Here is a 20,024-nt window from a genome sequence, read left to right on the forward strand (position 1 = left end):
TGTAAAGGGCCTCAAGTGGGTTCATATATCTCCTTATCCATTACCCCTTCTGCTTGTAAAATTCATGGTACAGCTTCATTAATGCACGCTTTTCAATGCGGGACACATACGAACGCGAAATCCCCAGCTCTCTGGCGATTTCCCGCTGTGTACGTTCTTCACCTCCGGCTTCCAGGCCGAATCGACCAATAACTACTTCTTTTTCACGCTCATCTAAAATATCCAGGTTGCGATAGATTTTACTCTTCTCGATTTTGAGCTGTACTTTATCTACAATATCGTCCGCCTCGGTGCCGAGGATATCAATCAAAGTAATCTCGTTGCCTTCCTTATCAGTCCCTATAGGATCGTGAAGTGATACGTCTTTGCGTGTTTTTTTCAGGGATCGTAAATGCATCAGGATTTCATTTTCTATACAACGGGCTGCAAATGTTGCCAGCTTGGTGCCTTTCCCGGTCTGAAAGCTTTCGATGGCCTTGATCAGTCCGATGGTGCCGATGGATATAAGGTCCTCCAAATCTTCACCGGTGTTATCGAATTTTTTCACAATATGGGCCACCAGCCGTAGGTTATGTTCAATGAGTGTGTTACGAGAGTGTGCGTTGCCTTCGGCAAACAGCTTTAGGTGTCGAGCTTCCTCTTTCTCAGTCAATGGCTGCGGAAAGGCGTTGTTTTTCACGTAGGAAACGAGTAGCGTCAATTCCTTGATGAACAGAGCGATAGCGCTAAATAGTCCGGGCACGGATGACACCTCCTGAGGTAGTTGCGAACTTACCGGCCTTTGTTACTTACCGGGCTTGCGGTCTGTTTATTGTATGTAGGCAGGTGCCCATCCGTGCCTGTACTCCGAAAACTGCTCTGTAACAATTTGCCGGATATCTTTCTAGAGCAACTTCCAATACTTGATCCGAAACGTAGAGATCTCTTCGACACAAATCAACGCACTCCATATAGGCAGAGAGAAACCAGGGATAGCTTTACATTATTCATCACTTGGTTTCCCATTTTCTTTCAGCAGAGTATTAACTTCTTTCTAAATATGACAATGGGAGTGGAGAATAGACCATTGTATCTCCATCTTCATCACGTTTTAAAACAATAGCAAACTCAGCACCATTACTTTCATCACCTCTTGGCAACGGGAATATCATAGCCGGACAACGCAACTCATAATTATGAGGAAATTCTTTTCGAAAGTTCTCTAAAGCATAATTCAAAATCGCATCTATTTTGTCGGTAAGCACATTAAATCCGCCTATTACAAAATCATTGTATTCTTGGGAAGCGGTGTACTTCTCAAATAATTTTCTTTTATATTCCTCAACAGTACTAAAACAAACTTCCCAATCCAAAGGGAATATGCCATTTCCCAAATAATAAGTGTATATTTTCATATTCAATCCATTTCCTTTCTCGCACCTCATTTAGTTATTTATATTCTAAACATGCAACTCTCCGCCCGCAAATGAGTTTGCTATTATGATGTCAGACCGCTTAAACACTAGTATGCATTCCATGATCAAGGAATATATTCATAGAGAGTTTCATATAAATGATATATATCAACCTTTTCAACACATTCAAAAATTAAACTTAAGGAGGAATTTCAACATGGCAAAATTCAGTCAAAATCCAGACAACTATACTTTTTCCATGGATCCTGTTGTTATAGCAGAGGAAAATGTATCAACCAACGGAGATTCCAAAAATACTTTTCCGAAAAATGTTTTAATTGATAATAATCTCTATTGGGAAAGCAGCTTAAACGGTAAAGGTGGAGAAATCATCTTCAAATTAGATATAGGTAAGACGATCAATGATATTCTTTTAGCTCAGCCATCTTCTCGAGCTTTTATACTTTCATTTTCTTTTCACGGCTCTAGAGACGGAGAAAATTGGTTTAGGTTAGGTGAAGTCGAAACTTTGCCAACCACTGCAAAAACAACCTATCAATTTAGTAATGAGATTCCTTTTTCATATTATAAAATAACTGTACTTTCCTCCGGGATGAGTAGTACAACCTCCTATTATGGTATACGATATATTCAGCTAAGAACCGCACTCATTAATGGCGTTCCTGCCTACAGAGCATCCAATCTAAACCCCGCTATTGCGGAATAAGTTAGTATACACAAAAAAGGGGCTGGCCAACGCCGCCCCTTGATTCATTCTATTTCATTTGAAGCATGTTGTAAGTCATCTCTGCTGCTTCTGCGCGTGTGACCTCCTGTTTGGCACGGAAGCTACCATCTGGATATCCTTGTACTAAATTAATTTCGGTTAGACCAAGTACATCCTTTCTGGCCCACTCTACAATTTGAGAGGAATCTGAGTATACACTGCTTTCTTGCTGTGGTGTAGCCTTGACAATGTTATTCACCATTTTAGCCGCCTGCTCACGGTTAATGACCCGATCTGGGCCAAATTCTCTATTACTAAACCCGCGAGCAACCTGATCTTTAATCGCCGTTTTGAGCAGATCAACGTACCACGCCGATGGATTGATATCCTCGAAGCCTAAAGTCACATCCGTTTCGAGCGGTAATTTCAAGGAACGGACCAGCATAGAGGTAAACTCCATACGTGTTACAGGTCTGTTCGGCTCAAATAGCGTGTGGGTTGTTCCCTTTACTACACCTAAATCAGCAAGCACATTTATTTTTTCTCTATTAAATATCCGATCAATGTCACTAAAACGATTTGGCTTCTTTTCAACGGTTGAATCTTGAATGTGCTCTGTTTCTATCGGTTCCTTTATAACAGGCTGAATCGGTTTTACACTCTCCGCCCCTCCTGCTCCGCCACCTGCTTCCACAGTATTACCCGTTGTTTTGCCATTCGCTTGTTTTGCCTCTGTGCGTTTTCCTTGACTATTTTCTGCCCAAAGTTGAACGGTATACAACCGCTTCTCTTTAAGCTGTCTCCAGATATAGCCTCGATCCTTACCACGATATAGCTCTGTTCCTCCTTCACTGGCGAGGACGAAAATATCATTCTCATGGTCAGATTCCCAATGGATGATAAACTCACTATTCGTTGTTTCCATCTTCGAAAACGCAAATGCTGGAGACGGCAGCGTCTCCACTTCACCTTCTGTCTGCTTACCCTCACCACTTGTGTTCAATGGCTTGACGGTAATACGATACAATGTAGAACTATCCAATCCATCTACTTTAAATTCATGGGTGGTCGTATGACCGATAAGCATCTCGTTTTGGTAGACATTGTAGGCATCTGCACCCGGAGCTTCTTTCCACGTAACAACCAAATCGGTATCTGTTACTTTTTTCACAGTCAATCTACTGTCTGATATCTGACCTGGCAAAGCGCGATACGTAAACGGAGCTAAATTACCTGCCCCCGTTGTATTCACGGCCTGTATACCAAACGAGTAAATCATACCAGGCTGGATACCTGAAAGCTTAATATGGGCATCTCTGGTGTTAAAAACTTCCCCCGTATCTTTACGGGTTACAGTATATTGATAAGCGCTCTTGATTTCATCCCAGCTCAGTGAAATCTGGCCAGCCTCATGTTCTGTAACATTCACATTTTGTACTTCAGGAGGAAGTGTCAGCAGCTCACCCAACGCTGGCTGGCTAAAACCACTACTGTTCCTACTGCTCACTTGAAAATCATAGTTACTCCCACCTGTTAAACCAGCTATAACCACACGTGGTTCCGTACTATAATAATCTTGACCGTTGATCGTCACCTTATATTGAGTTGCCCCATCAACCGAGGCCCATATCAATATGGCATCGTGCTCGCGAACATCTACAGTTGCAAGTTGTACAGCCGAAATCGGTAGTGTTAATGCGTTGATAGAAGTACCCTTACCTGTACCACTTCGATTGTAGGCTCGTATTTTAATATTGGCAGACCTGCCCGCTGGCAAGCCCTCAAAAGTATAAGAATGAATACCACGCGCAACCCGGACCTTCGGTTCATCGTTAACATTCAAGATGTATCCTTCAGCCCCCTGCACATCCTGCCACTCAACACTGACAGCATACACATCCTTCGTCACACCCGATAATGTAGTTACTCGATCAGGTAAAGTGATGACTCCCAGATGAGCATAGTCTCCGAATCCTGTTGCATTTTCAGCGGAAACGTTATAATCATACTCTGTTCCCGCCTGAAGATCAGTATCGGTGAATTCTGTATACACATCGTTATAAACCGATACTTCATTACGTTCTAGGGCATAGTAGGTGGCAGTGATTACAGAATTCCACTTCAAGTCGATTCCATTTTCTCTTACAGTTACATTCCGGAATCCGTTCGGGCTGTCTGGTAGGCTTAGAAAAGATACATGCTTTGCTGTACCCTCTCCAGTGTCATTAATAGCTGATACAGAAATATCGTAATATTTACCAGGCTTCATTCCCGTAATTGGATTATACACATCCTGTGTAACCGTATCCTTAAATATGATTTCTCCCGTACTTACGTCTGCTGCTGTAATATTATATCTGTTAGCTGATGAAACTGGCGTAAAGTCAGCCATGATTTCTGTAGAATGACGAGAGACAGGTCGTAACTGGATATGATCAGGAGCATCAGGTAACGTTAATACATGGACTCGATTGGAATACGCATTGCCTCCTACATGATTACTAGAACGCACTTCATATTCGTATTGTCGTCCTCCTTGTAGCCCTCTATCTGTAAAAGAATTTGTCGGATGCGTAACATCCCAAACCTCATTAGTTGTTATATTTCGGACTGTATAGACGTAACCATCGTCAAGGCCCGACGGGAGTGTCCACTGCAAATCAGCTTCTGTATTTCGTACGGATGTCGCAGAGAGCACAACCGACTGGGGCTGGTTTTGAATGCGAAGTGCACCGCTAACCGTTTCATAAATGTTACCCACCCTATCTTTGACCTTGGCATGAACATACCATTCACCTTCATTTGAAAGATCCATCTGGATTGTTGTGTCAGCTGCAGCATCCCAGTTTTCGGGTGAATCAGGGCTGTTCGTGATTTTATACTGCATTGTGGATGACTCAATCCCCGAATGCTGATCGGCATATCGTATCCTTACAGGAATATGAGTATCTTTCCATTCACGCGAATCCGGCGTCAGTTGGATCGTCGGTGGTTCCAAATCAATATAAGACACCGCGGACACCGGATCGCTTCGATTTCCAGCTGCATCTACAGCTTGTGCAGTCAATTGTATGACCCCCGAACCCTTTAATATTCCCGATGAACCAGACACATAAGCGCCAGAACCTAATTGATATTCATAATGTACTGCTGTAGTATCCGTCGCACCCGATAGAGCAAACTGAACTGGCTTATTGGTATATCGAGTAGGTATCGTCACCTCGGAAAACGTAACTTTTGGAGCCGTTGGCTTGGTTCGATCAATAATAACCGATTGAGTTACGATTGAACTAGACACATCAAGATTATTGATCGTCCGTGCTGATAATTCGTAAATTCCTTCTGTGTTTAATGTAAAAGTACCCTTGTAGGTCAACCACTCCCCAGATGGATTCAAGCGATACTGTGTCATCTTAATTCCATTTATAGGGTCACTTCCTGAATCAATGGTAATATTCACATCACGGTTCGTTGGGCCTGTTTCACTAGCCCGGATGACAGGAGCCGTCGGTCCCTTTTTATCAATAGTGACTTCCTTGCTTACTTCTCGGCTCACATTACCGACGCTGTCAATGGAGCGTGCATGTACCGTGCTTTTACCATCTTTATTCACATGAAACACTTCACTATAATCCTGCCAATCCTGATTCACAACGCCTGTCATACGAAATTGAGTATGGGCTAGTCCAGAATAATCGTCTACACCTGGTTGTAATGAAATCGTATAGTCATTACTATTCCCTGTTGCTTCTATGCTAGGGGGAGTTGGTGGCATCTTGTCTATTCGAACATTCCCGGAAGAAAGGCCACTATACTGGTCATTCACATCCACTGTCCGGGCATAGATTGTATTTACACCATGGTCATAGACAGTGAAAGGCCCGGTGTATTGCTGAAATGCTCCTCCGTTCAGACTATATTCATAGTATTTTAATCCTTCAGGAGCCACATCTCCATCGATCCACACGGTTACAGGGTCTTTGGTCCACCCTGTAACAGCTTGTCCCTCTGCGTCTGCGTGAATCTGGGGTGGTTTAGGCATGAGGTCCGATTTGGGAATAACACGGACCCCAAACTTGGATATTTCATTACTTGTCTGTTGGTTAGTTCCCATCGCTCTGAAATAGCGAACATCCCTTAATGTAATTGAGTCGGTGATATCTATCCATTTTCCCTGGTAATAGCTATCAGCATAGAATTTCCTTACATTAATCCATGTATATAGATTCGTTCCGTTAGGCCTCCAACTGTCGCCTGCGGCGGCATTAGACGTATATATATCGGTATGATAAGACCCTTCAATATAAACAAAAATCTTGTAATCCGAAGCCTTAATAGATCTTCCAATATCAATAAAACGATTTGTCGGCTGTGTAGTCCCATCACATTTATACCTCGCCGAACCCGTGCCAGTGTATACTTCTGTTGCTCCTATCCCATTTCCTGACCAAGAACCCCAACTATCGCCCCCACCCGGCAAATTGTTTTGGCAAAAAGGGCCCCCAATGATCTCCTGAGCAGCAGCGGATACCCTTTCCGGAAATATGGGAATCATCGTTAATAGTAGGACTACAGCCAAAAATCCATACACCCACTTCCTATACTTCCTTACCTTTCGCTTAGTTTTTCGATACATACACTTCTCCTTACTTTATTTTATTTTCAAAGAGTTTTACAAACTCGCTTCGAGTAAAATAGAAAAAGCACCTCAAACGAAGGCGTTAATGCCTAGGTTTGAGGTGCTTCCTCTATATCACGAGTATGTTTTGAAGCTATTATACTTCGTTCCAAGCAGGATGTAAACAGAACTGACAAATTATTTAAGGGTGTTAATGAACTTGAACGCCTAAGCTCCGAAAAAATCCTCGCATATTCTGCATGTAAGAATCCTGAGTAGCGGAAGATTCCTTAAGAAGATTTTGCATGCTGTTCATAAAAGCAGAAGCTGATGTCGTATCCGCTTTGTCAAAGCGATTGTTTAACGGTGTGTTATTTAGCAACTCTGTATTCTGTCCCATACGTTCCTTGTATTTCTCAATCCAATCAGGATGTTGAGGAACCTTTTGCGCAAAATTTAACAGTTGGCTCAACCCATTTCCTCCACCTTTAATATCATTCATGTACGCCGTATATTTTTGAGGATCGACCTGCTTCATCACATCCGACAGCTTGACATAATCCTCAGGAGCACCTGACGGACGATCCATTGGAGTCGTGTAGCTAATATCTCCGGTCTCTGGATCAGTGGATCGTGTTAAAGCAATACCAGCGATCTGGTTCATGGTTTCCAGAAATTCTTTGGCCTTGTCGCCTTCCATGTAATGATCGGCAATATACTTGGATTGGGTAACTCCCATCTCCAGCAGCACAGCTCGCTGACTCTCATCGGTTACTGTTCCGTCGACGATAAAATTAGATTCAATCATACTGTACACTGCATTAGACACTTCTTCTGACTGACCTTCCAAAACCCGGTTTAATGAATCATTGATTTGGGTTGTACCGAAATACTTGGCAGCCTGTGATACAATAGCTCCTTCGGCCAACTGTCTGCCGGCTTCACTGATCTCCACGGAGTCTTGAATTACGAATCCCGAGACCTTTTCTTCATGAAGCTGGGATGATGGAACTTGCTTACTTGTCGGATTGATCCGTAAGCTACTCGCATTAAGAATCGCTTGCTGTGCTCTAAGAGGCCCAAAATTCATCCTATTTCCTCCTGTCATGTTTGTAACAGGCAATCTAAGGCGTATGTATAGTGTAATGTGACCCTGTTTCTATATATATATCGGACAAAGCATATATGGAATGAATATATGCTTTGTCCCAAAAATGAACAAATATTGAAGCAAACTACTTTTGATTCAAATATAAAATACTCAAGCAACAAGTTACCTTAGGGTTAGCTTAATAACCTATCTATCAACCGCCATAAATACTATAGGCAAAGTGATATACAATATCCGTATCTATAATCGAAGTACCTGACACCTGAGCGGCAACCCCTGATAGATCATAGTAGTGTGTAAAACTGATGGCTCCAGACAGGTATTCCGCTATACTTCCAGTGGAAGATGGCAGGGAAAGAGTCACACTAAAGGCTCCATTCTGGTCCGTATAAGCTGTGCCTGTACGAGTACGATTCCCGCTGCCTTCAGTCCAGTTCTGATTCAACCATGTCACATCAACAGGTGCATTTGCCACTGGATAACCATCAGTTGTCTTAACTACACCATTCACGGTAAGGTTACTGCGTTGATTAACCCGATAATGACGACCATATGAGTAGTTCGGATAATCATTAGGGCCATTAGCAGAATCATAGCCGGTAATTTCAATTTTGCCAGCCCGAAGCACCGGCTTCAGTGTAAGTGTGTACAAATGATTGGGTGAATACTGATTGGTTGTGTACACTCGCACATAGTAGGTTCCTGTATTTAAGCTAACATTATGGTTCGTTTGCGGCAAAAGCACCATTTGGTTTCCGGTAAGGGCTCCGTAGACTTCCGCTTTGTAGCCATAACCGTCCGAAACACTGTCAAGCTTTACGTTCAAAGCATCATAATTGCGGCTGGCAGGGATCGTAACTTGATACCAGTCATTATCAATGCCTGAATGAATGGAGCGTGAATTAAGCGATGAACCGCTCGTACTAAAGGTAAAGTTGTAGGCATGGAAAGCACTCTCATCTGGTTCATATGCATCGTAGCTGGAACTTGTATCGACCGTTAGATAGAAAGGATCATTGATACTGGAACCTTTTTTGGCATGGACAGCAATCGCATATGCCTTTTCATTTCCAGAAGCGTTGCGGGTTCCTACGTTTTCAGGAAGTGAGGCAGCCACCTGTTCATAATTGTTAAAATAAGTACCATAGGTGGATGCGTCAATGGCATTAGGATTAATGTCCCCTGTCGTCATATCAAACTCATATAAGTATAAATCATAGTCAAGCTGGGCTGAAAATGGACCATCCAACTGGGCCTGCAACAATTCACCAGGCTGCAAATAGATCGGATATAAAAATTGTGTACCTCCCTCTTGCGTAATCGTACCGGAATACGTAGCAGAAGAAGCTGTGGCTGAAGCAACCATTGGGCTTTCTTTCAGCGAAGACATGGATTCCCTTTTCAATGAGGTTGTCTCTGGTGTCTTGAAGTTGAGATTTTCTTGCATGACATAAACCGAAGACGTAACGCTGTCTGGCTTGTCTGCCCGCGTTAAATGCTTAATTAAGTCCTCATTTTCAGTTGTTAGCTGAATCTTGGATTCTGCCTTAATCGCTTGATCCGATGCAGCCTCCTTACTTTCACTCGCGTTCGCAGTCATTCCGAAAGCAAACAGAAGCATCATGCTTAACATCATTGCAATAGCCTTTTTGAACCTTTTCATACTGAAATCCCCTCTCAAATGGTTTAAGGAATTCCCGCTATCCCCGGATAAACCAGGATGATTTCTAGGCTGCATGGCTCTATCATAAATCATCTTTGGTTCTATTGGAATATATTATGCAAAACATTTTCTATTTGTAATCTATGAAAAAAAGACTATTTTCTTATCCTTGCTAAATAAACATGAAAAGTCGCTCTTTCAGAAATGGAAAGCCTCGGCTAACCCTTCAGAAAAAGCGACTCTCTCATGATCAAAATGACATTAAAGCATTTCTTAGTTTCTCAAGCTGTAAGCAAATAGATAAATAATGTCCGTCGCACTAATCGAAGTTCCATCGACATGAGCCGCTACTCCTGTAAGATCAAAATAGTGTGTGGAACCAATTTCACTTATATATTCTACATTTTTTCCTGTCGATTGCGGAAGAGAAAGGGTCACACTGAATTTACCGCTATCATCGGTGTACGTAGAAGCCGTTCTCGTACGGTTACCGCCACTCTCGCTCCAGTTCTTATCCAGCCAAACGACCGTGACAGGAGCATTGGGAACCATTTGACCATCTGTTGTTTTCACAACACCGTTCACGATCAGACTGCTGCCTCCGTTAATACGATAATGACGACCGTAAGAATACGTCGGATAATCATAATAGCCATTGGAGTTATAGCCGGTAATTTCAATTTTGCCAGCTCGAAGCACCGGTTTAATCGCTAGTGTATACAAATGGTCGGCTGAATACTGACTTGTGCAGTACACTCGTACATAGTAGGTCCCTGTGCTTAAGGTAACATTATGATTGGTTTGCGGTAGAAGCACCATTTGGTTGCCAGCAAGAGCTGCATATACTTCCGCTTTGTACCCATAGCTTTCCGAAGTGCTGTCCAGCTTCACATTTAATGCATCATAATTACGGCTGGCTGGTACTGTAACTAGATACCAATCGTTATCTATAGCGGAATGAATGGTACGGAAGTTAATCGAGGAGCCTTTGTCGTTAACCGTAAAATCATAAGCATGAAAGGCACTGTCATCCGGCTCATAGGCATCATAGTTGGAGCTTACTGCTACAGTTAAATAAAAAAGATCATTAATGCTAGACCCCTTCTTGGCATGAACTGCAAGCGCGTATGCCTTCTCGGCTCCGATTGAGTTGCGAGTTCCTACGTTTTCTGGAAGAGAAGCAGCTCCTTGCTCATAATTGTTAACATAAGTCCCGTAGTTGGAAACATTTATAGGATTGGAATTAATATCACCTGTCGCCATATCAAACTCATACAGGTATAAGTCATAGTCTAGCTGGGCTGAAGACGGACCATCCAACTGAGCCTGTAACAATTCACCCGGTTGCAAATAAATCGGATATAAAAACTGTGTGCCTCCCTCTTCTGTAATCGTGCCGGAATATGTAGCAGTAGACGCTGTCGCTACGGTCGCTGCAGCTTTAGCTGATACTGATTTTGTGCTGGCTTTGAGCGAAGGGGTAACTTTCTTTTTCAATACAGATTTCTGTGGTGTCGCCAAGTTAATATTTTCTGTAATGGTGTACACCGAATTTGTGATACTGGCAGGCTTGTCCGCGCGTGTTAATTGTTCAATGACACTTCCCTTATCAGTTGTTAGCTGCACATTGGAAACTATTTGAATCGCTTGATCCGTCTTCACCTCTGGGCTTGCACTCGCGTTCGCCGTCATCCCGAATGATAGCAGGAGCATTGAGCTTAGTGTAACTGAAACCACCTTTTTAAACCTTATCATACTGAAATCTCCTCTCAAATGTATTAAAGAAATACAGCTATTCCTAAATATATGCAGGGAAATTCTAGGATGTCCTTTTCTGTCATAAAGGAATTCTGGTTTCAATGGAATATAATTCTTAAAATATTCTTATTTGTAATCCGTATGAATAGGGTTTAGGTTAATTAACTTAATGATGAAAAAACTTAGCGTGTTTATGTTAGTATTATGTTGCTTCTCCATTTTGGCAGCCTGCTCTACCGATCCGGTTAAAAAAGATTTAATTACCTATGTGAATGATGGAATGCTTCCGTTAGCACAAGATGAAAAAACAGTAACTGAAAAATATGGATCCGTGACCGGTGATAACTTCACAGATGATGAAACACTATATAATACGTTACGAGACGAAATTATCCCACAATACACCAAATACCTTGATAAAGTTGAAGCAGTAAAGACGGAAACCCCTGAGGTGCGAGCTGTCCACGAAACCTACGTCAAGGCGGTTAGCACTCAAAAGGAAGCATTCATTACGATGCTCGATGCGTTGGAAAAAGGGGATCTGAACTTAATTAATGAAAGTAACACCAAGCTAAGCGAAGGTAGAAAGCTATTCAGAGATTTTGGCGAACAGGTTAACACACTTGCTAAAGAGCATGATGTGACTTTGAATAAGAAATAAACAAAAAAACTCCCATTATGGGAGTTTCAGATTGTCGAGAAACCCTGTCATTTTGAGACGTGGGTTTCTTTTTTACATCATAATGCTTTGGTCTCTGGAGAAGCAGGGGGGGTACCCCTGTTTCTCCAGGCGATCTAGGTGGATCGCCATCTTCTTCATGTTCTGCACGGCTGCCGTCATAAGGGCTTGTTCCCTGACGTTTGGAAGACCGCGCAAACGGCAATAGCGAAACCCATGGAGCTCTTTGGCATCCGCGAAGCTTCGCTCAATCGTCTCTTTTCGTTTGCGGTACAGCTTTTTACCAGATGGGCTCAGCCGGTTGCTCCGTACCCACTCTTTGCTGTCTTCCCAGACATGCCGAGTCACCACTTTGCGGTGGTTTCGAGACTGGGTACACTGACTTAGCAGTGGGCAATGCTGGCACTGAGCTGGGTCAGAGGCATACTGCCGGTATCCCTTACGGTCCGTCGTTCGGTAGGGCAGTTCCTGTTGGGCTGGGCATCTATACGCATTGCGTTTGGCATCGTATTCAAACTTCCATTTCGGAAACAGTCCTTGTCTGGGATGGAATCTTCGGTGAGCAATCACGGCAAAAATCTTTCGGTTCTGCAAACCTCGGCAAATCGGCGTTGTTAAATAACCTGAATCTAGTGCAACAGCTTCTACTTGAAAACCAAAACGTTCTCTTTGGCGATCCAAACGGGACAAATAGGGGACAGAATCATGTACATTCCCTGGTGTCACATGCACGTCCGTAATCAGATTGTACTTCATATCCACCGTGCGGTGGTCCAGATAGAAGAAGCCTTCGGGCTTGCCATCACGGATCATATAGCCGCTGTCCGGGTCTGTTTTGCTCACTTTAATTTCTTTTTCTTCGTTCACTTCCTCTCGGGATTTTAAGGCTTTTTTCCGTGGTTTCTCCGGTCATCCTTCACCGCTTCGTTCAGCTCGTCCATATAGTCTTTAGTATTCTGCAACACTTGTTCTTTGGTGTACTGGTGCCTGTTAGCATTGGCTTTGACGTGTGTGGAATCGGTGACGAGAACACGCCCACCCACCATTCGGTGAGAGATCGCCTGCAGCACAATTTCATCGAAGATATCTTGAAAGATCGTGGTGTCTTTAAAGCGAGTGCGACGATTCCAGCTAATCGTCGTATGGTCCGGAACTTTATCCGTTAAGCCCAACCCCAGAAACCAACGATAAGCTAGGTTCGTCTGAATTTCTCGCTCGAGTTGCCGTTCTGAGCGAATGCCATAGAAATAACCGAGAAAGATCATTTTAAACAATACGGTAGGATCAATGGCAGGACGCCCGTTGTCTGCACAATACAGTGGTCGAACTTTATCATCGATAAACGAAAAATCGATATACTTATCTACTTTGCGGAGCAAGTGATCTTGAGGAACCAGATCTTCGATGGAAACAAATTCGTAGGATTGTTGTTTTTCGCGGTTGGAGCGTAGCATATCAACACCATCCGTTCTACAATAGTTACCTATATTATACAACATTAACGCGGTGTCGTCTTAAACAAAATTAACATAAAATAGGCTGTCGAGACTTTCTCGACAGCCTGAAACGACCATTATGGGAGTTTTTTCACTTCAGGATTTTGCAAAATCCACACTTATGAATATTCGAAGCAAATTACCGCTTTACTTAATTCTTGGTCGTAAAATAAATAGACGGTATCCGCCCCACACGCTTGAAAATAATACCCGGTAATGGAACCGATATAGGTAAAAGTCTCACCATTGGGACGCTTAGGCACATGAAGCAGATTGGTTTGCTCGAACTGGAGCATCTCTTCCAGAGATTCATCATATTCCTTGATGTAACTTTGAGCCTTGTCAGACTGAAAAGCGATATCATCTAAAATTCCGTTAACTTCAGGGTAACTCAGCCCCCAACCACTGGATTGCTTTTCCTCAAAATCACGGGTAAGTTCTTCAACAGACTTTTTGGCCTCTCCAAAGGAGGAATATGGATAAATTTTATTATTTTCCAGGAAAAACGCTTTGCGAGCTTGGTAGTCTTGTTCATTATCCATATACACCTGTTCCAGTCCGCCCAACGCCATGACTTCTCTCTTCATACGTAGGTACGCTTTATCCCCGGTTGATTTCAGCGCTTCATAGGTAGCTTCCAATTGCTCCTTCTGATGAAGACTAAAATAATTCCAGTCTGCTTCGAATTTGTATTTGCCGTCAATTACATCGAATCCCAGCATATCTTGCTTGGTATATGAGGTATGAAAGTCCTGAGTATTTTCACCCACACAGCCTTCGTAGATTTCTTTTACGGAAACAAAATGCAGCCACTCATCTTGCTCCGGGAATAAAAACTGAAGATTTATCGAGCAAATCGGCAGAAAATGCTTGCGATGATGTTCAAGATCGCTGGCAAATACGTCCTCGTATGCTGGAAAACGTTTGATGAATCTCTCAGGTATGTTCATGGTAGTCCTCCTATATTGTATGGTTTTCCGGCAGCCTTCTAATCTGAAACGTTCCTTCAATGGAAATCACGCTATAGAGTTCATCAAATCCTTCTTCGTAGCTCGGAACCTCCAGTTTACTCATTACACTCTTAATACCAATCTCAGGAATATACTCTTTGCCTGTGCGCTGCTCATTACGCTTAATAGATTCTGCATAATCAGGTTCAAAGTAGTAGCCAATGATTTTAAATCCCTTGTTTTTACAAGCACCTATATATTTCTTTCGTTCTTCGACTGTTGGATTGGTATTGTCCACTACAAAACGCTGCATCGTTTCGATAGAGGCCTGAAGGTAAATATTTTCCCTATTTCGTGTTTTAAGCATATCCAGATTTATTCGCATATGTGTTTTGAAGAATTGTTCTTTATAAAAAGTCGACTTGCCCGAAGCCTGAATTCCTATAAAAATAACACACTCCAAATCTACACATCCTTGTCCAAGTATACATATTGGTTAATATAATCTCTATTCTGCGAAAAAATCGGTGTCTCATGATCAACATCCCACTTGCTTCTAACGGCTTCGCCTTTGTTGTATTGTTGTTTGGTAATGCAAATTCCCCGCTTTTGCCAGACCGGAAGGTCGTTCCAGTTTAGCCCTTTTTCCACAAAAAGCTTGTCTTGGAGCTGATTTCCGTTCAATCCTTCTAGTTCTGAATGCCTGAAATGGGCTTGAGCTACCATAGAAATGCTGTTTTTAGTAGCATCTTGTTGTCTCCATAGGAAGTAGTTTGTAACCTCATCCTGAGGCAAAACCCAAGCTCTCGCATCAAAAGTGGCTAAAGGCTGACCTGGGTAAACCTTTTGGATTTCCTCATTAAATTTGGCTGTAGCCAGAGAGGCAGATATGGACACCATCTTTTGAAGATTATTTTCAAACCAGGATTGCGTCGTTAATTTGTCATCATTCGTAAGAAGCAGTGAGATTTCATCGCTCTGATGATACACCAATTTACATCCCATAATGTTATAGGCCAAATATTTACACGTCTCCCATAATGCAAAAATTAGTTTCTCATCAAAAGGTTTCGTCATCCCACGCGTAAAGGTATGAAAATGCGCACCATCAATTCTGATGATTACTGGTAAACGGCGTGGTAGGCTTAATCTATAGGCATTTTCATATTCCTTCATCCTATTTCCAAAATCATTTTTTTTCATAAACTATGTAGGTTCCTTTCATGATCCGTGATTTACGTACGCAGTACAGGGCGATATGGGGTGCGGATAGCCAAGCTTTTCTTGAAGAAAAGCCCCTCCTCGTATGTGCAGGAGGACCGAGAACAGCAAAGGTTTAATCAGCTTCTTGCCGTCTTTTTTCTGCTGATCGCTTGGGTTAGGACATCGTTAATTAAATCGAGGGTGTAGCCGAGCTCTCCAACAATATGGATTCGATGTCGGTTCCGCTTTCTTTTTTATTTTGCAGTAATATTATCTTCAAATACAAAAACGGATATAGCTATATCTTCCTCCACTTTAATATCTGAAAAGAGGTGTAGCAGCCGGGAATCCATGTAATCCTCCAGTTCTTTATTGAAGTGTGTGGGATATATTTTTTGAACCATTTTGGTTCGGGCTGCATGCACCATCTCTTTCCCGGATTCTTCTTGTGCCAGAAACTTTTCGGATGGGGTTAAATTTCCATATAGCATCGTGATGGCCATATTATCTACAAAGGTTGTATGTATGCGCTCCGGGCCTTTCCCAAATAGCTCTTTACGTACTTTTCGAATAATTTCGTTAAAACCCGTTTCCCTTCTCATATCGCACCGCTCTCCTAAAATCTACTAAAATCCCTATTACTATTTCCATCATAACCGATTCCTATCATATAAAACAGAGACTAGCGAAAGTGATTTTTGGAACATGATTTTACGCAATTATAGGCGTTCATTAATTTTATTTAACATTCCCTCTAAAATTCGCTTCTCCTCTTCGGTCAGGGCCTGAACAACTTCGTCCTCCACCTTTTGGAAAGAGTCACTAAAAGCTTCAATCAATTCAATGGCTTTTGGTAAAACATAAATATTTTTTTGCCGTTCATTATTGGCCGGGATTTTGCGCTCGATGAATCCTTTTTGCTCAAGACCTTGAAGTATGCTTGTAATGCTGGCTCCGCGCAGATGAAACCGATCGGCAAGATCCTTCTGAATTAAATTATTTTCTTGATTCTCGTAGATATATCTAATCATTTTTCCTTGTTGAGCATTTAATCCCAACTCTTTTATGCTCTCGTCCGCTCTTTTCTTTAGCTTAAGACCGATAACCTGAAACAAATCCAGAAAAACCGTATCCTTTTGGGTTTTCATCATCGTACCTCCTCAAATTATTAGAAGTCTAATTGTCAGTAAATAAACTATATAAATCTCTAAACTGTTTGTCAAATGAAAATCAGTTTATTGACAGTTATATAACTAACAGTTAGAATTCTAATTGTTTGAAGATGAACACTAAGGAGGAACGACATGAAGAATGTAACTCAAAGCTCTACGGTAGAAAAAGTTACAGCGATTACGAATGTACGTATTTTCGATGGAGAAAAAGTTATTGAGCCCAGAAATGTTATCATCCAGGGGGAAACTATTATTTCGGTAGGCGGAGACCTTCCGACGCATGCAACGATCATCGATGGGGAAAATGGGACATTATTACCCGGCTTGATTGATGCGCATGTTCACACTTCAATCGGAGGGTTAAGAGATGCTTTAAAATTCGGCGTCACGACAGAACTCGAAATGAACGGCAGTTTTACAGAAAGAGGGCGCAAAATCCAGTTGAAAAACGTGAATGATGCCGCTGAAGTCCGTTCCGCCGGCACAGCGATCACTGCTCCAGGTGGTCATCCGGATGAATTATTGCAGGATGAGGATGAAATTCCTGAGTTCGTATTAAAGGAATTGGAGAAGTTACCCAAGAAAGACCGGGAAGCTATGCTAGCCGCTTACGCTCACGATCACGAAAAAGTGCCCCAAGTGACGACAGTGGAAGAAGCGATCAAACATGTGCATACCCAAGTGGAGAGTGGCGCCGACTTTATTAAAATCATGATTGAAGAAGGGACGGTCTTGGGTGCCCCTGGACTGCCTATTTTAAGCGACGAGATTTTAAAAGCAGCTGTGGTAGAAGCCCATAAGTTCGATAAAATAGTCATAGCCCACGTCTTGACGGCTCATTCTTCGCAAACTGCCATCGATATTGGAGTCGACGGATTGGGTCACTTATTTCTCGACAGGCCCGAATACACATCTGAGTTGGTGAAATCCATAGCGGATTCAGGCGCATTTGTTATACCGTGCTTAGTATTGAACTCATCCATTCTGGGGAATCCAGCATCAGAATTGGCGAATGATTCACGTGTTTATTCCAAATTAAGTCCGGAATGGATCGATATTTTGAAATCAAGCTTCCATACTTTCCCGCAAGGCAATTTGGAGAATAGCTTTAAAAATGTGATGGATCTCCACCGTGCCGGTGTGGATATTCTGGTCGGGACGGATGTCGCTCCCGTTCCTGTTCCCAATCTTGGCGGCCTTGCTCATGGAGCCAGCGTTCATCATGAAATGCAATTGCTGGTTGAGGCCGGATTTACTCCCATAGAAGCGCTTCAGTCGGCTACCGCGAAACCGGCCCGTTGCTTTGGGCTTAACGATCGCGGCTGTATTGCCGAAGGTTCGCTCGCTGACCTTATACTAGTAAACGGTGATCCGACAACCAACATCTCTGATACTTTGTCGATCAAATCCGTATGGTTCAAAGGTGTGCAACAACTATGTTAATCGGAGCCTATCGAACAGGAACAACTTTCTAATCTCATTTATATGACTTTCATTTTTACTTTCCGAAGATAGCTTAATCTTGTTGCCAACGCAAAAACACCTCCAAGGTTATCTCCATATCTTACGACATGGGGTTTCACTTTGAAGGTGTTTTAATTGCAAGGAACATTGTAAAAACGTACAAGCAGTGGCCTCACATCGTTTCGGTTGCACTGTTTGTCATAAAATATACGGCTTACTCGTAGGCACCGATGTTCACAGCGACTCCCTGTACTCTTGGCTTCCCGTCGATATCCAGTGTTCCAATGATGGCAAGGTCCGTGTTCCCGGCATCGATCGCAGGTGACGAAGACTGCAAATGGAAGTCGCTGTTCGCGGCACTCACGAATTTAGGATCGGCAAATAGAGAATGCGTATCGTTGCCGGTCCCCGATTTGTACGCGGAGAAACCCGTATACTCCTTATTTTTCCAGATCCAATTCGCTTCCGAGCTGCCGCTCGGAGCAAAATATAAATTATAATCCACAACATTGCCGGAATTTTTGGTGTATCCATTGGAGATCAGCATATCCGTGGAGCTGGCCACGAAAATATTGTTTTGGATCACGTTGTTTCGCGTATCATATTGAACCAAAAACTGGCCGCTTCCATCTTCAAATGTATCGTTCTTGTATAGTGTATTGTTCACGATCTTGCAGTTTACCGTGGAGCCACGCTCCTCATTGTAACCGCCCATGGCAATGCCGGTCAGTCGGTTGTTATATATCACGTTGCTGCGGACCGTAATATTGCTGGTGGCTTTACCGGCGTGCTCGGAGGCAATTTCGACGCCGATATCGTTGTTGTAGCTGTAGTTCTGCTCAATAATACTGTCCTTGCCCCCATCTACATAAATGCCCCCGGCCGAGTTGTCATCGCTCTTGTAAGATGGGTTATTTTGAACTGAATTATTATACACCCGATTGCCCTTCACCAACCCGTTCCGCGCCTGATCGTAAGTCGTATTCGGCGCGGTGCCCTCAAAGCCGATCAAATCAATCCCGATGTTGTCATTATCGTGAATGAGGTTGTCGGTCACCGCAAAGCCATCCACGTTGCCGTTTAAAACGAGCGATTCGCTGGAGCCCAGCACGAGATTGTACAGCTCATTGCCGCTGATCGTAAGATCGTGAATCGAAGCCGGAGCTTTCGTGCCGTAAACAGCGATACCGTGAGCATCCCGGCCCAGCCGATTTTTGCCGGTCGGAGTGACCGTGTTTTTGATGTCATGGATTTTATTGTTGGACAGATTAATGAAGCCGCCCGAACCGTGGACATAAATACCTACAGGCACCACGTTCTTGGAAGCAGTGGTAAAATTGCGGATTTCAAACCCCTGAACAGTAACGTAATTGACATCGGCCAGTTCGATCAGCCCTTCGTTCCCGCTGACCGAAAGTCCACTGCCATCAATAATGGCGGTCTCTGTCCCATAGTTGGTGAACACAATGGGACCCTGCGAAGCGGAGCCAGAGCGGGTAATCTTTACTTTCTGCTTGTACACGCCGCCCCGGACGTAAACCGTGCTGCCCGCAGGAACCACGTCGGCCGCGTGCTGCAGCGTCTTCCACGGCGCGTCGCTCGTTCCAGCGTTGGAGTCGCTGCCGCTCGTAGCCACATAATATTCTGTACCAGCCGCGGAAGCAGCGGGAGGTTGCACATTTCCGGTCACCAGACCAAGCCCGAAAACCATGGCTAAACCTACCAGAAACATTTGCCCGAATTTCTTCATCTTCCTCATCCCCTTTTGTTTTTCTTGTAAATTGTACCC

The 20,024-nt window shown here is 43.1% G+C and carries 16 protein-coding genes; 3 read left to right on the forward strand and 13 right to left on the reverse strand.

Going from position 1 to position 20,024, the window contains the following annotated elements; translation table 11 throughout:
* Positions 1 to 40 precede the first annotated feature (40 nt).
* Positions 41 to 742, reverse strand: coding sequence for an RNA polymerase sporulation sigma factor SigK (gene sigK / locus MKY16_RS16575; protein WP_013311218.1), 702 nt, complete (start codon positions 740 to 742; stop codon positions 41 to 43).
* Between the two features lie 280 nt (positions 743 to 1,022).
* Positions 1,023 to 1,394: a hypothetical protein gene (locus MKY16_RS16580; protein ID WP_029515399.1), complete on the reverse strand. Its 372-nt coding sequence runs from the start codon at positions 1,392 to 1,394 to the stop codon at positions 1,023 to 1,025.
* Positions 1,395 to 1,611: 217 nt separating this feature from the next.
* Between MKY16_RS16580 and MKY16_RS16585 the strand changes: the two genes are divergently transcribed.
* Positions 1,612 to 2,121 (forward strand): discoidin domain-containing protein, encoded by a 510-nt coding sequence (locus MKY16_RS16585; RefSeq protein WP_340956201.1) that lies wholly within the window; start codon positions 1,612 to 1,614, stop codon positions 2,119 to 2,121.
* A gap of 49 nt (positions 2,122 to 2,170) precedes the next feature.
* Here the strand turns inward: MKY16_RS16585 and MKY16_RS16590 are convergent, their stop codons facing one another.
* The 4 genes from MKY16_RS16590 to MKY16_RS16605 all read right to left on the reverse strand — a co-directional run bounded on the left by MKY16_RS16590 (position 2,171) and on the right by MKY16_RS16605 (position 11,268).
* The gene (locus tag MKY16_RS16590) at positions 2,171 to 6,757 is read right to left on the reverse strand and encodes a fibronectin type III domain-containing protein (RefSeq protein ID WP_340956203.1); all 4,587 of its coding nucleotides are present in this window, start codon (positions 6,755 to 6,757) and stop codon (positions 2,171 to 2,173) included.
* Between the two features lie 193 nt (positions 6,758 to 6,950).
* Positions 6,951 to 7,829, reverse strand: a complete 879-nt coding sequence (locus MKY16_RS16595; protein WP_340956205.1) for a hypothetical protein — start codon at positions 7,827 to 7,829, stop codon at positions 6,951 to 6,953.
* A gap of 214 nt (positions 7,830 to 8,043) precedes the next feature.
* Positions 8,044 to 9,513 (reverse strand): hypothetical protein, encoded by a 1,470-nt coding sequence (locus tag MKY16_RS16600; protein ID WP_340956207.1) that lies wholly within the window; start codon positions 9,511 to 9,513, stop codon positions 8,044 to 8,046.
* Positions 9,514 to 9,786: 273 nt separating this feature from the next.
* Entirely contained in the window at positions 9,787 to 11,268 is a 1,482-nt protein-coding gene (locus MKY16_RS16605; protein ID WP_340956209.1) for an Ig-like domain-containing protein, read from the reverse strand.
* A gap of 172 nt (positions 11,269 to 11,440) precedes the next feature.
* Between MKY16_RS16605 and MKY16_RS16610 the strand changes: the two genes are divergently transcribed.
* Positions 11,441 to 11,932, forward strand: coding sequence for a hypothetical protein (locus MKY16_RS16610; protein ID WP_245249047.1), 492 nt, complete (start codon positions 11,441 to 11,443; stop codon positions 11,930 to 11,932).
* A gap of 72 nt (positions 11,933 to 12,004) precedes the next feature.
* On the opposite strand, the gene MKY16_RS16615 is transcribed toward MKY16_RS16610, so the two are convergent.
* The 6 genes from MKY16_RS16615 to MKY16_RS16640 form a co-directional block, all read right to left on the reverse strand.
* Positions 12,005 to 13,404 (reverse strand): IS1182 family transposase gene (locus MKY16_RS16615; RefSeq protein ID WP_340956214.1). Its coding sequence is split into 2 segments (ribosomal slippage): positions 12,005 to 12,837 and positions 12,837 to 13,404, totalling 1,401 coding nucleotides; the frame shifts between segments, so codons are not numbered across the junction.
* Between the two features lie 161 nt (positions 13,405 to 13,565).
* A complete protein-coding gene (locus MKY16_RS16620; protein WP_029515406.1) occupies positions 13,566 to 14,396 on the reverse strand; it encodes a hypothetical protein in 831 nt (276 codons plus the stop codon).
* 10 nt (positions 14,397 to 14,406) lie between these two features.
* The gene (locus MKY16_RS16625) at positions 14,407 to 14,859 is read right to left on the reverse strand and encodes an AAA family ATPase (RefSeq protein ID WP_029515407.1); all 453 of its coding nucleotides are present in this window, start codon (positions 14,857 to 14,859) and stop codon (positions 14,407 to 14,409) included.
* A gap of 2 nt (positions 14,860 to 14,861) precedes the next feature.
* Positions 14,862 to 15,599 (reverse strand): tRNA(His) guanylyltransferase Thg1 family protein, encoded by a 738-nt coding sequence (locus MKY16_RS16630; protein ID WP_025718215.1) that lies wholly within the window; start codon positions 15,597 to 15,599, stop codon positions 14,862 to 14,864.
* A 254-nt stretch (positions 15,600 to 15,853) separates the two neighbouring features.
* Positions 15,854 to 16,201: a DUF2294 domain-containing protein gene (locus tag MKY16_RS16635; RefSeq protein ID WP_013311231.1), complete on the reverse strand. Its 348-nt coding sequence runs from the start codon at positions 16,199 to 16,201 to the stop codon at positions 15,854 to 15,856.
* Between the two features lie 117 nt (positions 16,202 to 16,318).
* On the reverse strand, positions 16,319 to 16,747 hold the full coding sequence (locus tag MKY16_RS16640) for a MarR family winged helix-turn-helix transcriptional regulator (RefSeq protein WP_318627369.1): 429 nt from the start codon (positions 16,745 to 16,747) through the stop codon (positions 16,319 to 16,321).
* A 156-nt stretch (positions 16,748 to 16,903) separates the two neighbouring features.
* On the opposite strand from MKY16_RS16640, the gene MKY16_RS16645 reads away from it, so the two are divergent.
* On the forward strand, positions 16,904 to 18,214 hold the full coding sequence (locus MKY16_RS16645; protein ID WP_209950172.1) for an amidohydrolase family protein: 1,311 nt from the start codon (positions 16,904 to 16,906) through the stop codon (positions 18,212 to 18,214).
* Positions 18,215 to 18,449: 235 nt separating this feature from the next.
* On the opposite strand, the gene MKY16_RS16650 is transcribed toward MKY16_RS16645, so the two are convergent.
* The gene (locus MKY16_RS16650; protein WP_209950171.1) at positions 18,450 to 19,985 is read right to left on the reverse strand and encodes a choice-of-anchor Q domain-containing protein; all 1,536 of its coding nucleotides are present in this window, start codon (positions 19,983 to 19,985) and stop codon (positions 18,450 to 18,452) included.
* Positions 19,986 to 20,024: the final 39 nt, after the last annotated feature.

It is taken from the genome of Paenibacillus sp. FSL L8-0641, from assembly GCF_038006265.1.
Classification (GTDB): domain Bacteria; phylum Bacillota; class Bacilli; order Paenibacillales; family Paenibacillaceae; genus Paenibacillus; species Paenibacillus polymyxa_D.

What these genes read in the sequence shown, in the direction of transcription:
- MKY16_RS16580 (WP_029515399.1), bottom strand. Translation starts at nt 1,394, where the DNA reads ATGAAAATATACACTTATTATTTGGGAAATGGCATATTCCCTTTGGAT.
- MKY16_RS16585 (WP_340956201.1), top strand. Translation starts at nt 1,612, where the DNA reads ATGGCAAAATTCAGTCAAAATCCAGACAACTATACTTTTTCCATGGAT.
- MKY16_RS16590 (WP_340956203.1), bottom strand. Translation starts at nt 6,757, where the DNA reads ATGTATCGAAAAACTAAGCGAAAGGTAAGGAAGTATAGGAAGTGGGTG.
- MKY16_RS16595 (WP_340956205.1), bottom strand. Translation starts at nt 7,829, where the DNA reads ATGAATTTTGGGCCTCTTAGAGCACAGCAAGCGATTCTTAATGCGAGT.
- MKY16_RS16600 (WP_340956207.1), bottom strand. Translation starts at nt 9,513, where the DNA reads ATGAAAAGGTTCAAAAAGGCTATTGCAATGATGTTAAGCATGATGCTT.
- MKY16_RS16605 (WP_340956209.1), bottom strand. Translation starts at nt 11,268, where the DNA reads ATGATAAGGTTTAAAAAGGTGGTTTCAGTTACACTAAGCTCAATGCTC.
- MKY16_RS16610 (WP_245249047.1), top strand. Translation starts at nt 11,441, where the DNA reads ATGATGAAAAAACTTAGCGTGTTTATGTTAGTATTATGTTGCTTCTCC.
- MKY16_RS16620 (WP_029515406.1), bottom strand. Translation starts at nt 14,396, where the DNA reads ATGAACATACCTGAGAGATTCATCAAACGTTTTCCAGCATACGAGGAC.
- MKY16_RS16630 (WP_025718215.1), bottom strand. Translation starts at nt 15,599, where the DNA reads ATGAAAAAAAATGATTTTGGAAATAGGATGAAGGAATATGAAAATGCC.
- MKY16_RS16635 (WP_013311231.1), bottom strand. Translation starts at nt 16,201, where the DNA reads ATGAGAAGGGAAACGGGTTTTAACGAAATTATTCGAAAAGTACGTAAA.
- MKY16_RS16640 (WP_318627369.1), bottom strand. Translation starts at nt 16,747, where the DNA reads ATGAAAACCCAAAAGGATACGGTTTTTCTGGATTTGTTTCAGGTTATC.
- MKY16_RS16645 (WP_209950172.1), top strand. Translation starts at nt 16,904, where the DNA reads ATGAAGAATGTAACTCAAAGCTCTACGGTAGAAAAAGTTACAGCGATT.
- MKY16_RS16650 (WP_209950171.1), bottom strand. Translation starts at nt 19,985, where the DNA reads ATGAAGAAATTCGGGCAAATGTTTCTGGTAGGTTTAGCCATGGTTTTC.